Origin of the sequence: Alienimonas californiensis, from assembly GCF_007743815.1 — a bacterium.
GTDB classification, from domain to species: Bacteria; Planctomycetota; Planctomycetia; order Planctomycetales; family Planctomycetaceae; genus Alienimonas; species Alienimonas californiensis.
In genome coordinates, this window is sequence record NZ_CP036265.1 from 2,418,182 (window position 1) to 2,440,202 (window position 22,021).

Annotated in this window: 17 protein-coding genes and 1 pseudogene; 13 read left to right on the plus strand and 5 right to left on the minus strand. The window is 71.2% G+C overall.

All coding sequences use genetic code 11. From position 1 onward, the window contains the following. The first annotated feature begins 223 nt into the window (after nt 1–223). The gene (locus CA12_RS09475; RefSeq protein WP_145358715.1) at nt 224–3,796 is read left to right on the plus strand and encodes a hypothetical protein; all 3,573 of its coding nucleotides are present in this window, start codon (nt 224–226) and stop codon (nt 3,794–3,796) included. A gap of 352 nt (nt 3,797–4,148) precedes the next feature. On the opposite strand, the gene CA12_RS09480 is transcribed toward CA12_RS09475, so the two are convergent. The 3 genes and pseudogenes from CA12_RS09480 to CA12_RS22775 form a co-directional block, all read right to left on the minus strand. Beyond that, nucleotides 4,149–4,655 (minus strand): hypothetical protein, encoded by a 507-nt coding sequence (locus tag CA12_RS09480; protein ID WP_145358716.1) that lies wholly within the window; start codon nt 4,653–4,655, stop codon nt 4,149–4,151. 47 nt (nt 4,656–4,702) lie between these two features. Further along, nucleotides 4,703–4,993: pseudogene (locus tag CA12_RS22475) on the minus strand (tyrosine-type recombinase/integrase); the annotation flags it as partial. Continuing rightward, entirely contained in the window at nt 4,951–5,280 is a 330-nt protein-coding gene (locus tag CA12_RS22775; RefSeq protein WP_165700447.1) for a hypothetical protein, read from the minus strand. The gene CA12_RS22775 and the pseudogene CA12_RS22475, both read right to left, overlap by 43 nt. 1,127 nt (nt 5,281–6,407) lie before the next feature. On the opposite strand from CA12_RS22775, the gene CA12_RS09490 reads away from it, so the two are divergent. After that, nucleotides 6,408–7,982, plus strand: coding sequence for an Hsp70 family protein (locus tag CA12_RS09490; protein WP_145358717.1), 1,575 nt, complete (start codon nt 6,408–6,410; stop codon nt 7,980–7,982). Between the two features lie 31 nt (nt 7,983–8,013). Here CA12_RS09490 and CA12_RS09495 read toward each other — a convergent pair whose 3' ends face one another. Further along, a complete protein-coding gene (locus tag CA12_RS09495; RefSeq protein ID WP_165700655.1) occupies nt 8,014–11,067 on the minus strand; it encodes a right-handed parallel beta-helix repeat-containing protein in 3,054 nt (1,017 codons plus the stop codon). A gap of 7 nt (nt 11,068–11,074) precedes the next feature. Then, entirely contained in the window at nt 11,075–11,770 is a 696-nt protein-coding gene (locus CA12_RS09500) for a hypothetical protein (protein ID WP_145358719.1), read from the minus strand. 361 nt (nt 11,771–12,131) lie between these two features. Between CA12_RS09500 and CA12_RS09505 the strand changes: the two genes are divergently transcribed. From CA12_RS09505 to CA12_RS09555, 11 genes are all read left to right on the plus strand, one after another. Next, on the plus strand, nt 12,132–12,503 hold the full coding sequence (locus tag CA12_RS09505; protein WP_165700656.1) for a response regulator: 372 nt from the start codon (nt 12,132–12,134) through the stop codon (nt 12,501–12,503). Between the two features lie 70 nt (nt 12,504–12,573). Then, nucleotides 12,574–14,280: a GspE/PulE family protein gene (locus CA12_RS09510; protein ID WP_145358721.1), complete on the plus strand. Its 1,707-nt coding sequence runs from the start codon at nt 12,574–12,576 to the stop codon at nt 14,278–14,280. A 137-nt stretch (nt 14,281–14,417) separates the two neighbouring features. Then, nucleotides 14,418–15,539 carry a type II secretion system F family protein gene (locus CA12_RS09515; protein ID WP_145358722.1) on the plus strand — a complete coding sequence of 374 codons (1,122 nt, stop codon included), beginning with the start codon at nt 14,418–14,420 and terminating at the stop codon, nt 15,537–15,539. A 63-nt stretch (nt 15,540–15,602) separates the two neighbouring features. Then, nucleotides 15,603–15,971: a prepilin-type N-terminal cleavage/methylation domain-containing protein gene (locus tag CA12_RS09520; RefSeq protein ID WP_165700657.1), complete on the plus strand. Its 369-nt coding sequence runs from the start codon at nt 15,603–15,605 to the stop codon at nt 15,969–15,971. A 278-nt stretch (nt 15,972–16,249) separates the two neighbouring features. Then, nucleotides 16,250–16,639 (plus strand): competence type IV pilus major pilin ComGC, encoded by a 390-nt coding sequence (locus CA12_RS09525; protein ID WP_165700658.1) that lies wholly within the window; start codon nt 16,250–16,252, stop codon nt 16,637–16,639. 80 nt (nt 16,640–16,719) lie between these two features. Beyond that, nucleotides 16,720–17,250: a pilus assembly FimT family protein gene (locus CA12_RS09530; RefSeq protein ID WP_145358725.1), complete on the plus strand. Its 531-nt coding sequence runs from the start codon at nt 16,720–16,722 to the stop codon at nt 17,248–17,250. A gap of 152 nt (nt 17,251–17,402) precedes the next feature. Continuing rightward, on the plus strand, nt 17,403–17,843 hold the full coding sequence (locus tag CA12_RS09535) for a type IV pilus modification PilV family protein (protein ID WP_145358726.1): 441 nt from the start codon (nt 17,403–17,405) through the stop codon (nt 17,841–17,843). Beyond that, nucleotides 17,840–18,415, plus strand: a complete 576-nt coding sequence (locus CA12_RS09540; RefSeq protein WP_145358727.1) for a PulJ/GspJ family protein — start codon at nt 17,840–17,842, stop codon at nt 18,413–18,415. The genes CA12_RS09535 and CA12_RS09540 overlap by 4 nt, the downstream gene beginning before the upstream one ends. A gap of 109 nt (nt 18,416–18,524) precedes the next feature. Beyond that, nucleotides 18,525–18,893, plus strand: a complete 369-nt coding sequence (locus CA12_RS09545) for a hypothetical protein (protein ID WP_207622188.1) — start codon at nt 18,525–18,527, stop codon at nt 18,891–18,893. Next, nucleotides 18,890–21,076, plus strand: coding sequence for a hypothetical protein (locus CA12_RS09550; RefSeq protein ID WP_165700659.1), 2,187 nt, complete (start codon nt 18,890–18,892; stop codon nt 21,074–21,076). Before CA12_RS09545 ends, CA12_RS09550 begins: the two co-directional genes overlap by 4 nt. A 54-nt stretch (nt 21,077–21,130) precedes the next feature. Beyond that, nucleotides 21,131–21,796 (plus strand): hypothetical protein, encoded by a 666-nt coding sequence (locus tag CA12_RS09555; protein WP_145358730.1) that lies wholly within the window; start codon nt 21,131–21,133, stop codon nt 21,794–21,796. Nucleotides 21,797–22,021 lie beyond the last annotated feature (225 nt).

The following is a 22,021-nucleotide window of genomic DNA, read 5'->3' on the forward strand; positions in this document are numbered from 1 at the left end:
AGACCGAATCGTCCGTGCGCGGGGCAAGTTTCGGGCCGTTCGGGTCGCAGTCACCCTATCGGGGCCGCAGACCCCCGGCAACAGGCCCCTCCGGCGGGAGGTCCGGTCTTCACGCGCAAGTCGCCGGGTTTTCACGATCCGCCGGCCTGAAAATGGTCGATGCGCCCGGGAGACGACCCCGTCCCCGGTCCCTGCAACCGGTCCTCGCAACCGGACTCGCTCCGTGCCGACCGAACCCGATCCCGCCGTCGAACCCGCCCCGGCCCGCCCACCCAAGGGGGCGGTCCGGTGGGGACGGCTGGCGGCGGTGGGGGCGGCGGTGCTGGCCGCGGGGCTGTGGTTCGCCCCGGCGTTCGTGGCCCGCTCCGGCCTGCGACACACCGTCGCGCACCGCATTTTTCCCGGGCTGAACGCCGACGTGACCGTCGGCCGGGCGGAACTCTCCTGGCTCGCCCCCGCCACGCTGCGGGACGTCACCATGACCGCCCGCGGCGACGCCGGCCGGGCTGGCGAGCCGCTGCTGCGCGTCGAGGCGATCCGCACCGAGCGCCCGCTGCACGCCCTGCTCTCGGCCGCCCTGTTTCCCGGCGCCAAGCCGGTGGATTACGGCACGATCACGCTGGAGGAGCCGGACCTCCGCGTCCGCGTGCGGCCCGGCGGCAGCGATTTGGAGGACGCCCTCGCCCCGCTGCTGGACGGCGAGAGCTCCCAGACGCCCCCCGGGTTCGCCGTGACGGTAAAGGACGGTTCCATGACGGTTCTCGACCTGAGCGGCCGGCGGCTGGAGGGGCGGGTCCTCTCCGGCACGGTCCGGCGGCCGGCGGGGGTCGCGCTGCCGGACCGGGCGGAGCTGGCCGGAACCTGGGGCGACGGCGAGCGGTCCGGCACGGTCGCGGCGAAGATGAACGCCGCGGCTGCGAACGGCCCCGTGACGAACGACCCGGCGGCGAAGGTTCAGGGTTCGAACCGCTGGGCGTTGCGGGTGGACGGTCTGCCCCTCACCGCGGCCGTCCCGTTGCAGACGCGATTCGCCGCGGAGGACGCCGTCGCCTGGGCGCTGGACGGGGCGCTGTCCGCCGATCTGAGCGGCGACCTCGACGCGCAGGGCTGGACCGCCGAGGGGCGCCTGCTGGGCGATCGCGTCACCGCCCGCCGGGCCGATTGGTCTGTGGGCGACCGGCTGCGGCTGGCCTCCGCCCACCTCGCCGGCGGGCTGTCCGGCCGGTTTGATGACGCCGGGGCGGGCGTGCGGGCGACGCGACTGCGGTTCGTCTCCGATCTGGGCGAACTCTCCGCCGACGGCCCGCTGCCGACCGCCCTGCCGGCCGATCCGGCGACCCTGCTGGACGGGGATCGCCGCCTGTCGGGTCGCATCGACGTCGCCGCGCTGGCCGCCCAACTGCCCGGCGTGCTGGGGCTGACCGAGGGGGCGACGGTCGAGAGCGGCTCCCTCAACCTCTCCCTGACGACCGCCGCGGGCGACGCGCCCGGCGCCCGCCGGTTCGCCGCCTCCGGCGAGTTGGAGAACCTACGGGCCGCGCTGCCGGGGGGCGAGCGGATCGCCCCGGAGGGGCCGATCTCCGCTCAATTGGAGGCCGTGCGGGAGGGCGTGGGGGCGGTGACGATCGAACGCCTCGCCGCCCGGGCGGACGGCCTCAGCGCGGTCGGTCGGGGGGCCGTGGAGGATCTGACGGCGGAGGTCGCGGTCGATCTCGCCGCGTTCGACCGCACGTTCGGTCGGCTGCTCGACCTCGGCGGACGCTGGGCCGGGGCGGCGGACGGCACCCTCCGGATTCGCCGCACCGCCGCGAACCGCTTCGCCGTCCGGGCCGGGGCGGTGGGGCGGGAGATTCGCTTCCTCCCCCCCGCCGGCGGTTCGGTGCGGGAGGAAGAGGTGACGGTGAAGGTCGGCGTCGACCTCGTCCGCGACGACGCCGGGCGCTGGGCGACGACCTTCGCCGGAGCGAAGGCGGAATCCGGGTCCGACGTGCTGTCGATTACTCCGCGGGACTCCGGCGAACTCTCGCTGACTCTCGACGGGGAGTTGGCAACGCTCAGGAATCGCGTTGCGACGCTCGTTGACTTTCCGGTTGACTCCGCGGCGGGCGGTCTGCGGGCGTCCGCGACGCTGCTGCCGGCGGGTGCGGGGTGGGCGGTGGAGGAGGGGAAGGCGGAGTTGCGGCGGCTGATCGTCGACGTCCCCGGCCTGCGGCTGCGGGAATCCGTGGCGACGCTGGAGGCCCGCGGCACGCTCGATCCCGCCGCCGGGACCTTCGCCGGAGCGTTCCAGTGGGTCGGCGACGCCCTCTCCCTGCAGGCGGAGCGGGTGCGGTTCGACTCCGCCGCGACCCCGGCCCTGACGGCGGATCTGACCGCCCGCGGCGACGCGGCCCGGTTCTGGGCCTGGTTCCCCGCCGCCGACGCCGCCTCCGTGCGGCCGGAGGGGCGCTTCACCGCGGACGGCGCCGGCACGGCGGAGTTCGGCCCCGCGGGCTTCGCGGGAGCCGGGTTCACCGGGACCGTCGCCTTCACCGATCTCTCGATCCTCACCCCGCCGGACCCGCGGTCCGCCCCGGTCGCCGCCTGGTCCGTGGCGTGGCGGGAGCCGACGGCGACCCTCGCCGGGTCGGTGCGTTACGACGCCGGCGCGGCGGACGCCGGCGATGCGTTGCACCTGGGGCCGCTCGCGGTCACGGCGGGCGGGGCGTCGCTGACGGCCGGCGGCGTGGTGCAGGACCTGTCCGGGGCGATGCGGGCGGACCTGTCCGGGCGGCTCGCCGTGGACTGGGCGACGCTGGGGCCGCGGCTGGGGACGGCGGAGGCCGGAGCGACGCTGACGGGCCGGAGCGATCGGCCGTTCACGCTCCGCGGACCGCTGGGGTCGCTTTCGGAGCTGTCCGGCCGGGCGGGGCTGGGTTGGGACGAACTCCGCGGGGGCGGGTTCTCCTTCGGTCCGGGCGTGCTGGTCGCCACGCTGGACGGCGGGCGGGCGCGGATCGACGGCGTCGATTGGCCGCTCGTGCCGCTGTCCGGCGGCGACGCGGCCGGGGGGGCGTCGCGCTCGTCGATCGGCCGGCTGCAGACCACCCCGACGGTCGACTTCACCGGCCGCGAGGCCGCGGTGCGGTTGCCGGCGGGGCGCATTCTGTCCGGCGTGCGGTTCACGCCGGAGGCGACCCGCGGGTGGTTGGGTCTGGTGAGCCCGCTGGCGGCGGGCTCCGTGCAGGCGGACGGGGCGTTCGACGTGGACCTCGACGGCGCCGCCGCCCCGCTGTCGGACCTGCTCGCCGGCGACCTGCGGCGGGCGGGGGCCGGCGGGCGGTTGGTCGTGGAGCGGGCCGATTTCACCGCCGGCCCGGTCGCCGACGGCCTGCTGGGGGCGGTCCGCGGCGCCAGCGCCCTGCTCCGCGGCTCGGTCGGCGGCGATTTGCAGGACGTCCGCGTGCGGCTGCCGGCCCAGTCGACGCCCTTCCGGCTCTCCGGCGGGCGGGTCTTCCACCAGAACCTCATCGCCCGCAGCGGGTCGGTGGAGGTGACGACCAGCGGCTCGGTCGGGCTGGACGGGGCCCTGGACCTGCGGGCGGAGATCCCGCTGGGCGGAGACCTGGGCGGCCGGCGGGCGACGGTGCCGATCGGCGGGACCATCGACGCCCCCCGGATCGACGCCGCCCGCCTGGCCGAAGCCGCCGCCCGCGGGGCGGTCGACACCGCCGTCGAGCGGGAGCGGGGGCGCCTGGAGGAGAAGGCGACCCGCGAAATCGGCCGCGGTCTGGACCGCCTGTTCGGCCGGGAGTGACCGCGGCCGCGGTCGGCCTCGGGTGCCCGCCGCATAACGGAATGCCGTTATCCCGCATCCTCGGCTAACTCCAAGTCTGCGGACTGAATCGACAGCGTCCCGCATCGTGGACAACACAGCCCCACAATCCCGTCGTCCAGTTGCTTGCGACCTGCACACGGCTCACAAAAGATGATCCGGCAGGACGCGCAGTAGAGCGCGTGGTCGAACGGCCGCGTGGCGCGGAAGTTGTTGGTGCCGCAGATGGAACAAGTGGTGGCCAATGCGGGATAACGTCCAAAATCACCCGGTCGCGACGAGCGATATTCCATTGTCAAAACGCCCGACTTCGCGACTCGGGTGCATTTTTTTGTTATCCGCAGTTTAACAGATGGGTGACCAATGCGCAGAGCTCATCCGTCCCATGGAAAGTGATTTTGAACTCATTGCATGGATTGTGTTCGAGTAGAAGCATCCACTGTTTGTTTGACGCAACAAGGCCAAGCCACGATACGCCGCCTTCGGGCGCGGGTGAAGTCTCGAAGTTGTTGAGATTCCATTCCGTGGCGTATTCGTAGTTGTTTTTACGCACCCACGATAGCACGGATAAGGCATTGTCTGGGTCGTATCCGTAGAACCAGTACGCTTGTTGATTGTTAGTGGCGGATCGAACGGCAGAAATCAATTGCTGATACTGAGAGCGACCGGTGCCATCAGAAAAAGACGCGGCCTTGCCAGTGCCATCGATCAAGGCAAGTACGAAAGACCATTCGACCGGCGTTTCATACAGCGTTTCTGTTCGATCAAAACCGGTTGGAGTGAAGTATCCATCCGCATCGAACTGCGTCGATTGGATCCAAGTTTCGATTTCAGAATTCACGCTGTGCATCTGGCGGATAACTAGTGTTTCTCCGGCACTCTGCAAGATCACGCTCGCACGTTATCTTGCACGGAGTCGGGCTCGGGGAGGTCGAAGTCGGCCGGGCTGACGACGCCGCGCCCGCCCCGGTTCAGGACGTGCGTGTACACCATCGTCGTCCGAACGTCCTTGTGCCCAAGAAGTTCCTGCACGGTGCGGATGTCGTAGCCGGCTTCGATCAGGTGCCTCGCGAAGCTGTGCCGGAACGCGTGGGTGATCGCTCGCTTCGGGTGCATGCGATTGTTAGGCCGCGTCGTCACTTGCTTGTGTAGGCCGTCCATAACAGAAACGTCGCAATGCTCATCGTGCCGATGCAGAACGACAGAGCCGATCCGTAAAACAAGATCGGCGAACTCTCCCGCGTGAATGTGGGGCCGTTCTTCCATCTCAGTCGACCCGTGTAAAACGTGGTGAAGTTGCCGACGGCGAACGCGAGCCAAAACCCTGTCACAAAGATGCGGGCACTGAGCCTCTCGTCCTTTGTGATCAATTGAAGAATGAATGCGACAAATCCAAGGCCGAGGGCGGCGAAGAATATGTGTCGCTCAATGGCATTCGCACGCTCCTTTTGTTCTTCGGTGGGCATAGCGACCTAACAGCTGCGATAACCGAGTCGCGGCGATTGATTTTCCATTGCCGAAAACGCCGACTCCGCGACTTCGCGCGGGTGGCCGGGGTCGGCCGGCGAACCGTGCGGGACAGCCGTTCGACGGGAGTCGGCCGGCCCCGGGCGAGCGACGCGGCTTGCTCTGGTGCGTGAGCGACCCGGTCCGGGGGCGGCCCGGCCACGTCGCTCCGCAACCCGTCTCACCGGCGGGCCGACCTCGGCCGCCCGCCGCTCCGCGACCCGGGCGTGCGACGGCGGCGTCGGCCGGCCGGGGGTCGGCGGCAGCGGGGCGGCGAACATCCGCGAGATCCTCCGCCGACACGGTGCCCTCGCACCCCGGTCGCGTCAATCCGCCGCCCGCGCCCGGGGCGGGCCGGCGGCGGTTCGTTTTCGTAAGTCCATTTCCCGATCGTGAGTTGCGGCAAAATCGGTCCCCAACCCGCGTAGGGTGAGGGGTTCGACGACACGCCGCCCGCATCGAGGCGGGCGGCGGTCGGACTCCTCGCGGGGCGAAACGGACGGCCGACGTTGGTGACGGAGGCCGAGCCCGATTCGCCCCCGCGTTCGCCCGGCTCGCGACCGGGCGACGCGACCCGCCCCCCGCCCGTCGGCACGGACGCCGAACCCGCCCCGCCTTCCCTCGGGAGAGCCCTCGAAGTTCGCTTCGACCGGCCCCGGGCACGGCGGGCGGGCCGTTTCCGAGGCCCGGCGAATCGTCGCCGGACGCCCGTATCCCACCTTCCCTTCCCCAGCCCCGGCGCACACCGGCCGGGCCGACGACCTGTCGGGCGGGGCGGCGAACGCAACGCGTGACGCAGAACCCACGGCGACCGGTCCTCCCCGAAGAGGGGGCCCGGCGGCCCGACCGAGAAGCGAGCGCTTTTCGGCCGGGTTCGCCGCTGCGCCGGGACGACCGGGCCGGATTCACCGGTTGCGCCCCGTCGAACGCCGCCGTCGGCGGGGCGAACGCGCCCGCGGCGGTTGCGGCGGCCCGACAGCGGGCGGAAGATCGGCGATCCCCTGCTCCGCCCCGCCCGGTCCGGCGTTTTCGTTCACGCCGACGGACCGGGCCGTTTGATCGAACGACCTCTCTGAACCTGTCCGCCATGAAGTTCCTCGACGGCGAAACGGTCGGCATCGACCTCGGCACGACCTACAGCGCCATCGCCCACCTCAACGACGAGGGCGAGCCGGTCATCATCAACAACGGCGACGACCGCCCCATCACCCCCAGCGTGGTGCTGTTGGGCGAGGGCGGCCGCGTGATGGTCGGCCCCAGCTTCGAACGCATCGCTCTGGAGAAGCCGGAGAACGTCGTCGAAGCCGTCAAACGGCAGATGGGCAACAAAGATTATTACGTCGTTTATCAGGGCAAGAAGCTCACGCCGGAGTTCATTAGCGCCCTGATCCTCAAAAAGCTGAAGCAGGACGCGGAGGTTCGCATCGGCCCGGTGGCGAACGCCGTCGTCACGGTGCCCTATTACTTCAACGACGTCCGCCGGAAGGCCACGCAGGACGCCGGGCAGGTCGCCGGGCTGAACGTCGTGGACATCATTAACGAGCCCACCGCGGCCACGCTGGCCTACGCCTGGAACAAGGGCGATCTGGGCCGCACCGACACCGGCGGCGGGGAGACGACCATCCTGGTGTACGACCTCGGCGGCGGGACGTTCGACGTCACGGTGGTCCGGTTCACCTCCACGACCTTCCGCGTGCTGGCCACCGACGGCGACGTGATGCTCGGCGGGCTGGACTGGTCGAACCGGCTGGTCGAGCACCTCGCGGAGCAGTTCACCCGCAAATACGGCGACGACCCCCGCCAGGACCCCGAGGGCCTGCGGGCGTTCTTCCAGGAGTGCGAAGACGCCAAACGCAAACTGTCCAAAAACGACCGGGCGCCGGTCAGCGTCTATTACAAGGGCAAAACGCTGACGGTGCAGCTCACCCGCTCGGACTTCGAGCGGATGACCGCGGACCTGATGCAGCGGACCCGCGACACGACCGAACTGGTCCTGCAGCAGTCCGGCGTGGACCCGGCCCAACTGGACGAGGTCGTGCTGATCGGCGGGTCGACCTATATGCCGATCGTCGAGAAAACCTTGAAGGAGATCACCCGGCAGGAGCCCTCCCGCAGCCTGATGCCGGAGCGGGCCGTGGCCGAGGGCGCCGCGATTCACGCCGCCATTCTGCAGGCCAAACACGGCGGCGGCGGCAAGATGGCGGAGGCCCTCCGCAAGCGGCTGGAACGCGTCAAGCAGGTGGACGTGAACAGCCACAGCCTGGGCATCAAGGTCGCCGACCCGGAGAAGAAAGGGTCGCGGATGAATCACGTCATGATCCCCCGCAACACCTCAATTCCCGCCAGCAAGACGCAGCGGTTCAAAACGACCAGCGATAATCAGAAGACGGTGCACGTGGAGGTGCTCGAGGGCGAGGCCCGCGACCCCGCCGCCTGCACGCTGATCGGCGACTTCCGCATCGTCGGCCTGCCGCCGGACATGAAAAAGGGCAGCCCGGTGGAGGTCACCTACAGCTACGACGCCAGCGGCCGCATCAGCGCCCGGGCGCGGGACCTGACCGCCAATAAAGAGGCCGCGACCGAGATCATCCGCGACGGCGGCCTGTCCGAGGGCAACGTGGCCGACTTCGAGAAGCTGGCCAGCGAATACGACGTGGACTGAGGCCGATCGGCCGCGGCGTGAGGCCGGCGTCTTACTGGGCGACTTCCCGCCACTTCAGGATTCGCACGCCGCCGGCCGGGAATTCGCTCTCGTACGCCCCGAGTTCATAACCGTTGAACGAGGGGCGGACGAAGTTTCGGAGATCGTCGTCGACGACGCCGCTCAGATTTTTCCCGGCGTTGATCATCGGCGAACCCTTCGCGGGGCGGTAATCGCCGGCCGCGGCGTCCTCGAAGAGCGGCGGTCGGAGGAGGTCGTTGGCGCCGGCGGCGACGCCGTCGTAGGGGGTCGGGGCGTCCAGCAAGGCATAATCGAGGATCACCGAGCCGCCGGCGTCGGCCCTGGCCGCGATCGAACCGCTGCTCAACACGCCGTTCACGACCGTCAACGCGCCGCCGTTGGTCGCATGGGCGGCGACGGCGGCGCTCGCGACGGTGACGTATCGGGCCAGGAGCGAGGCGGCGGCGCCGTCGACGTAGAGTCCCGTGGCGCCCACGCCGAGCAGATTGTCCGCGGTCAGGGCGGCGGTGCCCGTCGCCGCCGCCGCGGCGCCGCCGCAGTCGAGGACGATGCACCGGGTGAGCAGGCCGGCGCCGCCCCGACATTGAAAGCCGTCGCCGACCGCCGCGGTCACCGTGCAATCCGTTGCCGTGACGGTGGGGGCCAGCAGACTGAATCCGTCGTCGCCGGCGTTCGTCACGGTGCACCGCTCCAGCGTGATCGACCCGGAACCGGCGCCCACGTCCAAGAGAAATCCGTCCCCGCCAGCGGCGACGGTGCAGTCGACGAAGGCGTAGGCCGAGGTGCGGGTCGTCGCGACGTCGAACCCGGCCCCGTCGCGCGTGACGACGGCGCAGCGGGCGACGGTCAGGTCGCCGGCGTCCGGGATGTAAACGGCGTAGTCGCGAGCGCTCAGGGCGCTGTCCGTCACGGTCACCGGCCGGCCGGCCGGCAACGCGTACAGGGCGGTCCAGTTCCCGGAGACGTCCCAGTTCGAGATGGTGACGGCTCCGCCGGCGCACATTAGGGCGCTGCCGCAGGCGGAAACGTTCAGGGCCGTCGCGGCGCCGACGGCAAGATCGGCCCCGGCCACGTACAGGCCCGTCTCGTGGCCGGAGACGGTCAGCCCGGTGTGCAGCGCCTCGACCAGCGGGCAGTCGTTCAGCGTGAGACCCGCCCCGGTCGGGCCGACGGCGTACCCGTTCCCGTCCAGCGTGACGGACCGCGTGATCGACAGGTCCCGCAGTTCGATCTGGCCGACGCCGTCCGCCGTCCCGGCCCCACGGTTGTAGATCACGCCGTTCGCGCAGTCCGTGGCGGCGAAGTTCGTCACCGTGGCGGCGACGACGGCCGGGTCTGACGGATCCCGGATGACCTTGAGCGCCTGGGTGGTGCAGCCGGTCGCGGAGCATTGGTCCAGCAGCGCGCCCCGGGTGTGCTCGGACAGGAAGCCGACGGAGCTGTCGGTCACGTGGACGTTCCGCCAAACGGCGGACCCCCCGATGGAATAAAGACCTCGGCCGGTCCCGACGGCCCCGTCGACGGTGACGCCCGGGGCGCCGCCGTCGATCGTCACTTGGCAATCTTTCGCGTAGACGCCGGTCCAGTTGTCCGTGAGCACAATCGCGTCGGCCGCCTCCCAGTTCCAGACGGCGTCCTGAAGGCAGATCGCGTAGTGACTGCTGTCGCGGACGGTCAGCCGCTGGAGATCGAGGGTCGTCGCCCCGATCAGGTGCACCCCGAACGACCACCGGTCGATCGTGCAGTCCGTGACCGTGACCGTCGCCGCCTGAGCGTAAACCGCCGCCTCGTCCCTCCAGGAGCCGGTAGGGACGCTGTCCGCGAAGGTGCAGCCGGTCACGGTGACCTGAGCCCCGTCGACGACCAGCAGACCCGCGTGAGCGTTGGACAGGGTGAGGTCGCGTGCGATGACCGTTTCGACGTCTCGCGCGTAGAAGTGGTCCACGTTATCGGTCCAGTTCTGCAACAGGACCGTGAGGCTCTGGGCGACGGACGGATTTCCGTTCCAGGCCACGCCGTAGCGACAGTTGGTGACGGAGATCGTGTCTTCTGATCCCAGCACGAAGGCGGGGATGGATGTCTCGACGCGGATCGCGGCGTCGGAATGTCCCGAGAACGTCAGGTCGCGGAGTATCAGATACTGCCAGCCGGCGTAGATCCCCACCACGCCGTCGCGGATCACCGAGTTGCGCACGTCCGGGTCCGAGCCGGCGGATTTCGGCAGGTACAGGCCGTACTGGCCGCCGACGATCTCGCAGCCGTCCACGACCTTCGTCCCCCCTTCGATCCACAGCCCGGTCGAGGTCGCCCCCGAGACGGTGGAATCGGTCACCGAGCACCCGGTCCCGTTGACGTGATAGATGCCGTGGGTGCCCCCGGTGATGGTGCACCGTAAGACCTTCAACGCGGACGCGCGGGAATCGATCCCGCTCGAGTAGGAGCCGTCGACCGGCACGACGACGTTGCAGTCGCTCATGCCGACCGCGCTCCCCGCGATCGCCTTGACCGCGGAGCGGCAGCTCGAGAACGTGCCGTTCGAGACGTTGAACGCGCCGTTCGAAGCGTTCACGCCGGCGGCGAACCCGTGGAACGTGCAGCCGTTGAAGAGCAGATTGTGCGAGTTCTGAATCAGCACGCCGTCCGCGCCGGCGGCGTTCGGATTCGAGTTGAAGGCGAAGCCGTGGAACTGAATGTAGTTCTCGTCCATCAGGCGGACGGCGAACGATCCGCCGTTCGCCGGGCGAACCCGGACGGGCCCGGCGTCTCCGGTGTGGACGCCCGACGTATCGGCGATCCAGGTCAGCGGCGCCGCGGAGGTGCCGTCCGACATTCCGATGACGGATTCGCTGTAGGTGCCCGCCCCCACGTAGACCGTGTCCCCCGCGACGGCGACGTTCGCCGCCCGCTGCATCGTGCGGTAGGCCTTCGACGCCGACTTGCCCCCGGATGAGGGATCGGCCGGGTTGTCGTTCCCGCTCGTGCGGACGTAATAATTCGTGGCTCCCGCCGGGACGGACAGCGCGAGCAACGCCGCCGCGGCGAGCGGGAGGACGAGACGAGGCATGACGCGATCAATCAGCATGGTCGCGCCCCAGGCGGTCGGCGGACGGCCGCGGGGGCGGCGGCGGCGGACGGTAGCTCGCCGCGGACTCCGGGCGGGAACGGGACCGCGGCGCCGCGACGGGCGTCGACGGCCACCCGACCGCCGGCCCGGACGTTCCCGTCTGAACCGTTCCCGGCCGGGCCGCAGCCGACCGATCTCGGTTCGGGTTCATCGTCAGCACGACCCGTTCGGGGTGCTCGATGGTCGCTGTGTCCTCGCCCAGCTCCACGACGGTGACGCCGGCGCCGCTCTCCCCGGCGGCGAGCAACAGCATCTGTCCCGTCCCGTCGGATCGTCCCGCCCACAACTGAGCGATCCGCCGGCCGTCCACGTCCCAGAATCCGCGCAGGTGCAGGTGCTCCGTGCGGGGGCCGGCCTGATCCGCCGCAACCGGATCGACCGGAGGGCCGAAGAAATCCCAGTCCGCCGGCGGCTCCGGCGGCAGGGGCGCGGCGGCGACCCGGGGCGCCGCCGCGGGGGGAGCGGCGCTCGCGGCGGCGATCGGCGCGGGCGCCGGATCGGACGGCGCCGCGACGGGCGCCGCCGGGGGGGGCGCCTGCGGGTCCTCCGTCGCCGCCAGTTCCGCGCCGCCGCAGCCGCTCAGGGCGGCGACGGCGAAGGCGCCCAGCGGGCCGAGCGGCAGCGTGCGGAACGAGCGGGGCACGATCGACGGCCAGGGAAAAGGGGCAGTTGAGGGGCGCGAACAACCGACGCCCCCCGTCACTCTGCCCCGCTCCGGCTGAGCGGGCGGTCGTGACCTCGCCGCCCCGCGCGGTCTGCGGGGGGAACTGTGCGGTGGGTGTCGGCGGGGCGGGTTCTGACGACCGTGAGAGCCGCGAATTGCTTCGCCCGCAGAGTTTTTTGCTCTCTCCGCGGCGTGTTGTAGGGTTCGACGTCCCGGCCCACCGCCGGACCGTGTCCCCCGCTCCGCCGCTTTCCGGACCTCCCCCATCGCCGCCGCCTCGCCCGCCGCCGCTCCGAGATCCGCCGCCCCCTCCCGTGGGGGGACCGCCGGGGCGGGGGCGGTGGGCGTGCTGCTGGGCGACCCGGTGCTGCGGGCGGTGACCGTGCGTCGATTAGAATTATTGGGGTATACGGTGACGCCGCTGCCGGACGACCCCGCCGCGGCGCCGGTCGTCGCGGCGGACGCGGCCGTCGACGGCGTGTTGATCGACCTCGACCTGCCGGACGGCGCCGGGCTGCGGATCGTGGAGCGGCTCGCGTCGGAGGACGCCACCGCGGGGCTGCCGGTTCTCGGCCTCGCCGCGGACACCCCGCAGGGGCTCGTCGAAGAGGCCTACGCCGCCGGCGTGGCCGACTTCCTGATCCACCCCTACGACCCGCTGGTGCTCGAATCCAAGGTCGCCCGTCTGCTGAAGTCGGCGATCGGCCCTTAATTCCGACGCCGCCCGCCCTTCCCCCGGGCGCCGGCGCTTTTCCCGCCTCACCCCGAACGGACGCACTGATATGGCCCGCCGCCTCGGCGACATTCTGCAGGAACGCGGCTGGATCGACGCCGACGCGCTCGCGCGCGCCCTCGCCGACCAGCGGGGCGGCCGCGGCCGGCTGGGCACCCTGCTGCTGGGCCGCGGCCTCGTCTCCCGGGATCAGTTGGGCGAAGCGTTCGCGGAGCAGTTCGAGGTCCCGTTCCGCTCGCTGACGGCGACGCAGATCCACCCCCAACTGCCCCGCCTGTTGCCGGAAACCTTCGCCCGCGGCCGTGAGGTCGCCCCGGTCGCGGTCGACGGCGACCGCGTGACGCTCGCCATGGCCGCCCCGGACGATATGGAGGCGATCAGCGAGGTCGAATTGCTCACCGGTTATCGGGTGGACCCGGTGATCTGCATGGCGGACGAATTGACCGCCGTACTGGACCGGGCCTTCGACGAACGCGTCGCGGCCCGGCAGACGGCGGTGGATATTCGCTTTGAGGAGCTGCGGACCGGCGCCGCGGCCCCGTCGGCGATGAAAACCGACGAAGACCCGGACGCCCCCGTCGTGCGGCTGGTGCGGTCGATCCTGATGGGCGCGGTGCACTCCGGGGCGAGCGACATTCACCTGGAGCCCCACGATCCGCAGATGCGCGTGCGCTACCGGGTGGACGGTCAATTGCAGGAGATTATGACCGTCCCCGGGCACAGCGAGGAGGCGGTCGTCGGCCGAATTAAGGTCATGGCGGATATGGACACCGCCGAGCAGCGCCGCCCGCAGGACGGCACGCTCACGCTGGTCGACGGGGACTCCCGGGCGAGCTTCCGCGTCAGCTCCATCCCCACCGTCGGCGGCGAAAAGGTCGTGATGCGGGTGCTGGACGAAACCGGCCGGACCTTCAGCTTCGACGCCCTCGGCATGCCGGACGATCAGGTCGCCCGCGTCCGTCAGTTGCTCGATAAACCGCACGGGATGGTCGTGATGACCGGCCCGACGGGCTCCGGCAAAACGACCACCATGTATTCGATGCTGTGCAGCATCGACGCCGACCAGCGGAATATCTCCACCATCGAGGACCCGGTGGAGTTCCGCCTGCCCGGCGTCAATCAGGTGCAGGCGAACAACGACTTCGGCATGGGCTTCGCCAACGGGTTGAAATACCTGATGCGACAGGACCCGGACGTCATTCTCGTCGGCGAGATCCGCGACCGGGAAACGGCGACCGCCGCGGTGCAGGCGGCCCTCACCGGCCACCTGCTCATCTCCACGCTGCACACCAACGACGCGGTCGGCACCGTCGCCCGCCTGGCGGACCTGGGGCTGGACCAGTTTAAGATCGCCGGCTCGCTGATCGCCAGCATCGGCCAGCGCCTGCTGCGCCGCATCTGCCCGCACTGCCGCACCGAGCAATCGGCGGACCGGCGGGCCTCGAACCGCAAACTGATCGACCTGCTGTTCGCCGGCCGGCAACGCCCCGCCGAGGCCGACCCGGACGCGTTGTATTACGAAGGCTCGGGGTGCGAGCGGTGCCACGGCACCGGCTACGCCGGCCGCGTGCCGATCTATGAGATTATGACCGTCACGCCCGCCCTGGAGCGGGCGATCGAGGCCGGTCTCCCGGCCAGCAAACTCCGGGAGCTCGCCGCGGAAGACGGCATGATCGAACTCGCCGTCGGCGGCCTGCGACAGGCTCGGGCCGGCGTGACCACCGTGGAGGAAGTGTACTTCAAACTCGCCGGTTGAACGTCCGGGCGGCGGGACGGAGGCGGCGGTCGGACGGCCCGCTCCGCGTTTATCCCCCTCCCCGAGGCCTCCGCTGAGTTCATTGTTCGACCTTTCTTCGCCGCCCGCCCTCCGCCTTCTCCCTTCCGCCTGAAACTATGTCCGCCGCCATCACCCCGACGGGGGTTCTCGGAGTTCTCCGAAAACTTCAGGAAATCCAGATCGGCGGCGGCTCCGGGATCGTCGTCAAGCGGAAGGACCTGGTCGGGATTCTGCGGAACCTGTGCACCATGATCCGCAACGGCGTGGGTCTGCCGGGCGCGATCGCGACGCTGCGGGAGGATCCCGCGAACCGCAAATACGCCCGCATTTTCGAGAAGGTGGGCGAATCCGTGGCGACGGGCAGCACGCTGTCGACGTCGCTGGCGCCGTTTCCGGAATCGTTCCCGCCGCTGCTGGTTCATCAATTACGCGTCGGCGAACGCGCCGGCACCCTGCCGGACAGCCTGGATCGCGTCACCCGACAGTTGGAGCAGGGCGCGAACCTCAAGGCGTTCCTGATCAAAAAGCTCAGCTACCCCCTGCTCGTCACCGTCGCGGGGATCGGGGCGGTGACGTTTATGATTCTGTGCGTCATCCCCACGTTTCAGGACATGTACGACGAAAGCGGCGCCACCCTGCCGCTGATCACGCGCGTGCTGGTCGCGGTCGGCGAAACGGCGTCCTCCCACTATTTATTGATTCTTGGCGGCATCGCGGCGGCGATCGGCGGGGCGGTCTGGGCCTGGAGAGAGCCGACGAGCCGCCAGGCCATCGACCGGGCCTGCGTGCGGCTGCCGGGGCTCGGCGGTTGGTTTCGCAGCATCGCCGTCCTGCAATTCATGGACGTGCTGGGCAACCTGATGGAGAGCGGCTTCACCCTGGCGGACGCGCTCATTCCCGCCTCCGAGGCCGTCTCCAACCGGCACGTGCGGGGACAGATCCGGCGGCTGCACGCGGCGGTGCGGCGGGGCGAACGCTTCAGCGCCGCGCTGGACGTTGAGGGCGGGCTGTTTCCGCCGATCGTGCGGCAATTAGTGATCGTGGGCGAGCGGACCGGACGGCTCGGGCCGGTCACCGCCCAGATCCGCACGCATCTGCGGAGCGACGTCGAACGCACCACCGCGGCGCTGCTGGGCACGATCGAGCCGGTGCTGACCGTCACCCTCGCCGCGGCGATCGGCGGCATCCTGATGGCGGTTTATCTGCCGATGTTCGACCTGATCGGCCAGATGCACTGAGCCCCCCCGCGGCGCGGGCCGGGGCCTCTCGCTTCATTTCCCCCCCTCTGAAGAAGGATCGCCGTGTCGTTCCCCCCCGCTCCCCCCCGTCGTTTGGGCGACCCCGGCTTGGCGGACCCCGGCCCTCCGCGGCGGGGCCTTTCGCTGTTGGAATTGACCGCCGCCCTGACCCTGCTGGGAATTGTCGCCGCGGTGGTCGTACCGCGCCTGGGCGTCGCGGCTCGGGGCGTGGACGTCAGGAGTTGCGAACGCTGCCGCGAGACGCTCGACGTCCATGCCGCCCTGCACCGCCGCAATACGGGAGCTTGGCCGCAGACGAATCTCTCGGATCTGGGGGCCTCGCTGCCGGAGGGGTTGCCGGTCTGCCCCGTGGACGGCACGGCCTATACGTTCGACGCGGCGACGGGAAAGACGGTCCCGCACGCGCATTAATCGGGCGGATGCGAGGCGTCGACTCGTAGGACGGCGTCGGTGCGACGACGATCGGACGATCGCAATTAAGGCGTGAACGGTCGGCGCGCGAAGCGGGGGGCCTTCAATTCGGCCCAGACCTTCGGAAAACCGCAGGCGAGGCGGAAAACGTCCCGGCGCCCTCGCCCAGCGTGTTCTAGGTTGAACTGTCGGTCATGCAAGACCGGCGCTGCCGCGGATCGCCCCGAGGGCCGATCTCCCGGCGTTTCCCCCTCCATACATCCTTTCAGGACTTCACAATGACCCGCTCCCTCACGGGCCGGACGGACCGCGGTCAGGCGCGGGCCGCCGCCGGTTCCCCCGGCGCCCTTCGCCGCAAAGGTTTTTCGCTGCTGGAGCTGATCGCGGTGGTGACGATCCTGGGGATCATCGCCGCCGTCGTGATTCCGCGAATCAGCTCCTCCAGCAACACCGCGAAAATGAAGGCGGACCAGCAGACCGCCGCGGAACTGCGCTCCGCCGTCGAGCGGCATTACTTCGAAGACGGGGCGTTCCCGACCAACTACGCGGAACTGGTGACCGACGGCTACCTGCACTCGGATCCGAGCTGGCAGTACTACACCAACGCCTCGGGGGCGAAGTCACAGGCCTACGACTCCGCGACCGGCAAGATCACCCTCACGGACTGATCGAGGTCCGCGGTCGAGCGGCCGCCGGGCGGCCCGAACGCGGGGACGAGTCTTCGCGCCCTCCCGCCCTCAACGCTGGTATGACGCTTCCCGCCCCCCGCCGCCGACATTGCCCCCCGGGGCGTGGTCGGCAGCTTGGTCCGCTGCGGCGGGGCGCCCGGTCGCGGCGGGGCGTGACGCTGTTGGAACTGGTGGCCGTGGTCACGCTGATGGGCGTCTTCGCCGCGGTCGCGGCGAGCCGCTCCAACGGGTTCTTCGCGGACGTCACGGTCCGCACCCAGGCGGAGACCGTCGCCGGGCTGCTGCACGCGGCCAAACGCCGCGCGATCCTGACGGGGACCGACAGCGGACTGCGGTTCGTCGAGAGCGGCGGCCGCATCACGGCGTTCGTGCCCGTGGAGCGATCCGGCCCCATGCTGATCGATACCGACGCCCCCCTCCCCACGCCGGAGGGAATTGAGGTCACCTGCGCCCAGTCGGAGTTGCTGTTCGATTTTGAGGGGATGGCCAGCACACCCGGAGCGACGATCGATTTCGTCGGCGACGCACGCCAGTGGCGAATTGAGCTGACCCCGGCGACCTCCCGCATGCGTGTGGCCGAAGTCCCCTGACGGGCTCGGCGCGCCGGGGCCATCACGCCCGGGGCCGTCACGCCCGGGGCGACTGGCGCCCGGGGGATCGCAGCCGTCGTGCTTCTTTCGCTCCGCCGTCCCCAAAACAGGCCCCGTCCGTGCGTTCCACGCTCGCTCCCCGTCGTTCGTCGATGCGGCGACGCTCCGGGACGACGTTGCTGGAGGTGGTCGCGGCGTCGATCGTGCTGGCGATCGCTTTGGCGCCGGCGCTGCGGATGACCCGCGAGGCCGTGCAGGCGGCCGATCGGCTGGATCGGCAGGAACGCTGCTTGACGGTGGCGAGCGACCTCGTGGAATTAGGGATGGCTCGGACCGCCGCGGATTGGGACGGGCGCGTAGGCATTGCGACCGTCCTGCCGATCGCCGTGCCCGGCTATCCCGGGATGAAAGCGCTCGAACTCACCAGCGATTCCGCCGCCTACGGCGGAGTGCCGGGGCGGCTGGCGACAGTGGGAGCGTTCGTCTGGTACGACGAGGACGGGGACTCCGTCGTCGACTCGACTGAGCCCCAGGTGTTATTGGCGTCCGCCGTGGCGCGGATGGCCTCCTACGAAAGTCATGCGGGCTCATGAGCCGTCACGTGATTCTCGGGATCTGTCCGCCGACCTGCCGGGGCGGCGTGCTCCGCGCCCCGACGCGGCGTCTGAGGCGGGCCGGGCTGACCCTCTTGGAACTGGTGTTGGCTGGGGCGTTGACGGCCGGCATGGCGGCGTCGTTGCACCTGGTCGTCCGGGGGGTGGGGACTTCGTGGGAACAACTCAATGGGGAGACGGACGCGCTGCGGGCGGCGGACGGGGGCCTGCGATTTATCACCCGGCGCTGCCGCTCCGCGGATGCGGTCGCGCAGATCGGGGCGGCGAACGGCCAGTTCACCGTGCTGGCGCCGGAGGGGCATACGCTGCGGTTCGAGCGTAATCCCGGCGACGGGGCGGTGTATTTATACGACTCGCGCGACGGGACGGGACGGATTCTCGTCGAAGGCACGACCGGCTTCGCCACGACGTTCTATCAATCCGACGGCGTGACCGCGACGACCGATCCGGCCGAGGCCCAGATGATCGATATCGTCCTCACGGTCGCTTTGCCGCGCGACGTGAACGCCGGCAGAACCGTTCGCGGACGCGTCTGGGTGCGGCGGTGGTAAGCGGGCTGCCGACGCCTAATGCGTGCGCCGCCCCCCCGTCCCGCCGCTGCCCCGTCTCCGGTCCCGTCCGGGCGCCCGTCCGTCGGCCCGTCGGGGGGCGGCGTTGTTGTTGGCCCTGATTGTCGCGAGCCTGGCGGCGCTGCTGACTGTCGCTCTGATGGACGCGTCCCGGCTGCGGATTCACGCCGCCGGCAACACTCGCGACGCTGAAGTGGCCCGCTACGTCGCCGAGGCCGGGCTTCATCGCGGGCTGAGCGAACTGGAAGCCGACATCACGTGGCGGGCCGGTCACTCGGACGTGCCCTTCCCGCCGGACGCGACCGTCTACGGATTTATGGGGGTTCGCGTCAGCCAGTACTCCGTCACCGCCGCGGACGGGCCGGACGGGACCGTCGAGGTTCGCGCCGTCGGCACGGTGGTCCGGCCGGACGGCAACGTCTCCCGGGTGCTCACCGCCACCGTGAAGCAGGGCGGATGATGAACGAACCGATCATTCCCGCCGCCCCCGCGGACGCCGCTTCCCCGCTGGACTTCGCTTCCGCGCCGGACGCCACGGTCCCGTCGGACGCTCCCGCCACGGCTCCGGGCGCCGGGCTGCCGGACGCTGCGGCTGCATCGGCTCCGGATGCGCCGGGTCTGGGGGCGTTCGCGGGGTTGCGGGCGCGGGCGGAACGACGCGCTCTCCTGGCGAATCAGGACCGCCGCAAGGGCGGTCCGAAGCCGCCGACCGTGCCGGTGGAACGCCGCCGCCGCGATCGTCGCTCCGGCGCCCGGCGGACGCTGGGGCTGGAACTGTCCGCCAACGGGCTGTCGCTGGCGGTGACGATCCGCGACGGAGCCGCTCCCGCCGGCGGCGCTCCCGCCTCGTCCGAACATGCGGACCCGCACCGGAAGGACGCGAAGTTCTACGGCCCCGCGGGGTTCGAACGGTTCACCGCCGGTTCCCGGACCGTCTGTCGGTTTCGCCCGTGGCCGCCCGGCTGCGGACCGACCGAGCCCGGCTACACCCGCGAGGTGCTGGCGGAAGCCTTCGCCGCGGCGACGGCCGCTCTGGGTTCGGCGGGCCACTCGTTGTCCGGGGCGCCGGTCGACGTGGCGCTGGGGGGCTCGCTCTGCGTGACGCGGGTGCTGACCGTCACGAACGAGGAGGCCGGCCGCGAGGCCGCCGCCCTGGCGGACCGGGCCGGGCGCTATCTGGGCCTGGGCCGGGGAGAGAAGACGTGCGTGACGGCCGAAGAGCGTCTGGACGCCAAAACCCGCCGCGTGCGGGTGACGGTGGCGCCCCGCCAGGTCGCGGCGGACGTCTTGCGTGTGCTGAGCGACGCCGGCCTGCGGGCGGGGCGGATTGAGCATACGCTGGCCGTGCTGTCCGCCGGTCTGCATGCGCGGGGCCTGGACGGCGATCGTCCGGTGCTGCTGTTGGCGGCCGAGGGCGACCGGCTGGACGTCGCCGTCGCCCACCGTGGGCGTTTGCTGCTGGACTATCGCCCGGTCGGCAGTCGCACCGCCGCCGACGTCGACGAGGCCACCGCCGCCGGCGCGTTGGGCGACGAGGCGCTGCTCCGCCACCAGAAGCGCATCCGCCGTTACGTGGCGAACCAGTTGCGCGGCCAGCCGGGCGGCGCCCAGTTCTTCGCGGACGCCGACGCCGCCGACAACGCGGCGACCGGCCACGCCGCAGAAATGCGGACCTACGTGACCGGCGGCGCCGCGGTGACGAGCCGGTTGAGCGCCGAACTTGACCCGCGACCGGACCTGGCGGTCGGCCCGCACCCGGCCCCGGCCGGGGTCGACTTCGCGGCGTCCGCCCCGCCCGACGGCGGGTCAGCGGGCGGGACGGCGGTGGTGTGGTCGGTCGGCGCCGCGGTGTCGCCCGGGCCGCTCGCCGCCGTGCTGCTGGCCTGCGGGGCCGCCGCCGGCCTCGAAGACGCCGGGGCCCTCAGCGCCCGGGGCGACTTGTCCGCGGCGGTGCGTCCGGGCGGCGGCGTTCCCTGGAAGGACCTGGCCCGTGTCGGTTGGCCGGTCGCCGCGGCGCTGGCGCTGACGGTGGGGCTGTGGGGGGCCGCGTGGCGGTCCAACACCGGCCTCAGTTCCCTGGAGAACGCCGTGAACTTGGCCAAAACCGACGCCGACATGGCCAGCTGGCTCCGCGGCAAACTGATCGACGCCGAGGAGCTGAAACGTCGCGCCGCCCGTCTGGCCCAGACTCGCGGCACCGGGCCGGTGTGGGTGCCGGCCCTCGCCGGCGCCGGCTCCGCGCTGGTCGAGAGGGACGGCGGCACGTCGGGGGGCGGCGCGGCTCCCCGGCGAGCGTGGCTGGAAGCCTTCACCGTCGGTCCCGCCGCCGGCCCGGTGGATTCCGGATCGGCCGCCGCGGACGGGACCGCCGCCGTGGAGGTCGACGTGATCGGCGGGGGGCACACGGACGCGGACGTGTTCGCCTTCGCCGATCGGCTGCGGCGCTCCGGCCGCTTCGTGCAGGTGAAACTCGCCGCCACCCGGGAGGCCCGCTATCGAACCGGCCCCGGCGTGCGGTTTGAACTGACCGCGGCGCCCGTCGCCGAGGCGACGGGCGCCGCGGCGGCGGTCGCGGCCCGGCCGGCCGTCTCCCCGCCTCCGGCGGCGCCCCGCACCGCCGACGGGTCCGCCGTCCGTCGCTGAGCGTCCCCGGCTCTCCCCTTCCCCGTTCCCGCCCGCCTCTCCCCTGCCCGCTCGATGGACGGCCTCGCCCAGCAATTTCTGGAGCACCCCCGCCGCCACTGGTTCGTGTGGGGCGCGGTCGCGGCGGTCGGCCTGGCGGTCACGTTGCCGGCCTGGGACTCGTGGGCGGCGGCGAGCGAGGCCCGGGCCACGTTGACGGCGGCACGCACCGCCGCCGAGGCGGAGGCGGGTCGGCTGCCGGACCTCAAGGCGCGGTTCATGGCGTTGAAAGCCGAACCGGCCGGCGCCGACGGGCCGCGGGGACTGGACGACGCCGCCATGGAGGAGCTGCGGGAATCCGTGGTGAGACGCATCGCCGCGGCGGGCTGTCGGATGCGCCGGGTGGGGCTCGAGGACCCGGTGACGACGCCCTGGCGGAACGGCCCCCCGCCGCTGCCCGGCCTTGTGGACCGTTCGTCCGATCCCCCCGCCGGCGCGACGAACGAACCGCCGGTGAAGTTTGAATTAATCACCCGCCGCCTGGAGGCCGAGGCCGTCGGCTCCCCGGAACGCATCGCCAGCCTGTTGAATTGGGCGACCGCCGCTCACCCGCACGCGGTCCCGCTGGACTATCATCTGACGTTCGAGGACGCCCCCGACGTCGCCGCGCGCGAGGTGCACCTGACGTTCAGCCTGCTGTTGACCGCCGTGCGTCCGCTCAAGCAGTCGCCGAAGAGCTGACGGCGAGCGCCCGCCCCGCGCCCGAAAAGCGGTGTGAGGGATCGGCAGCCCGAGGCGCGAGCCGAGGCCGGGAGAGCCTGCGCGTGCTGACTCGCCTCGGCTCGCGCCTCGGGCTGCCGTTCGGTCGAACGGCAGCGATCTGAACGTATCGGACGCCTCGCCGCGGGACGAGCGTGCTGGGGAGGAGTGATCACGGGGCGCGGCGGGCGCCGGCCGTGCGGGGCG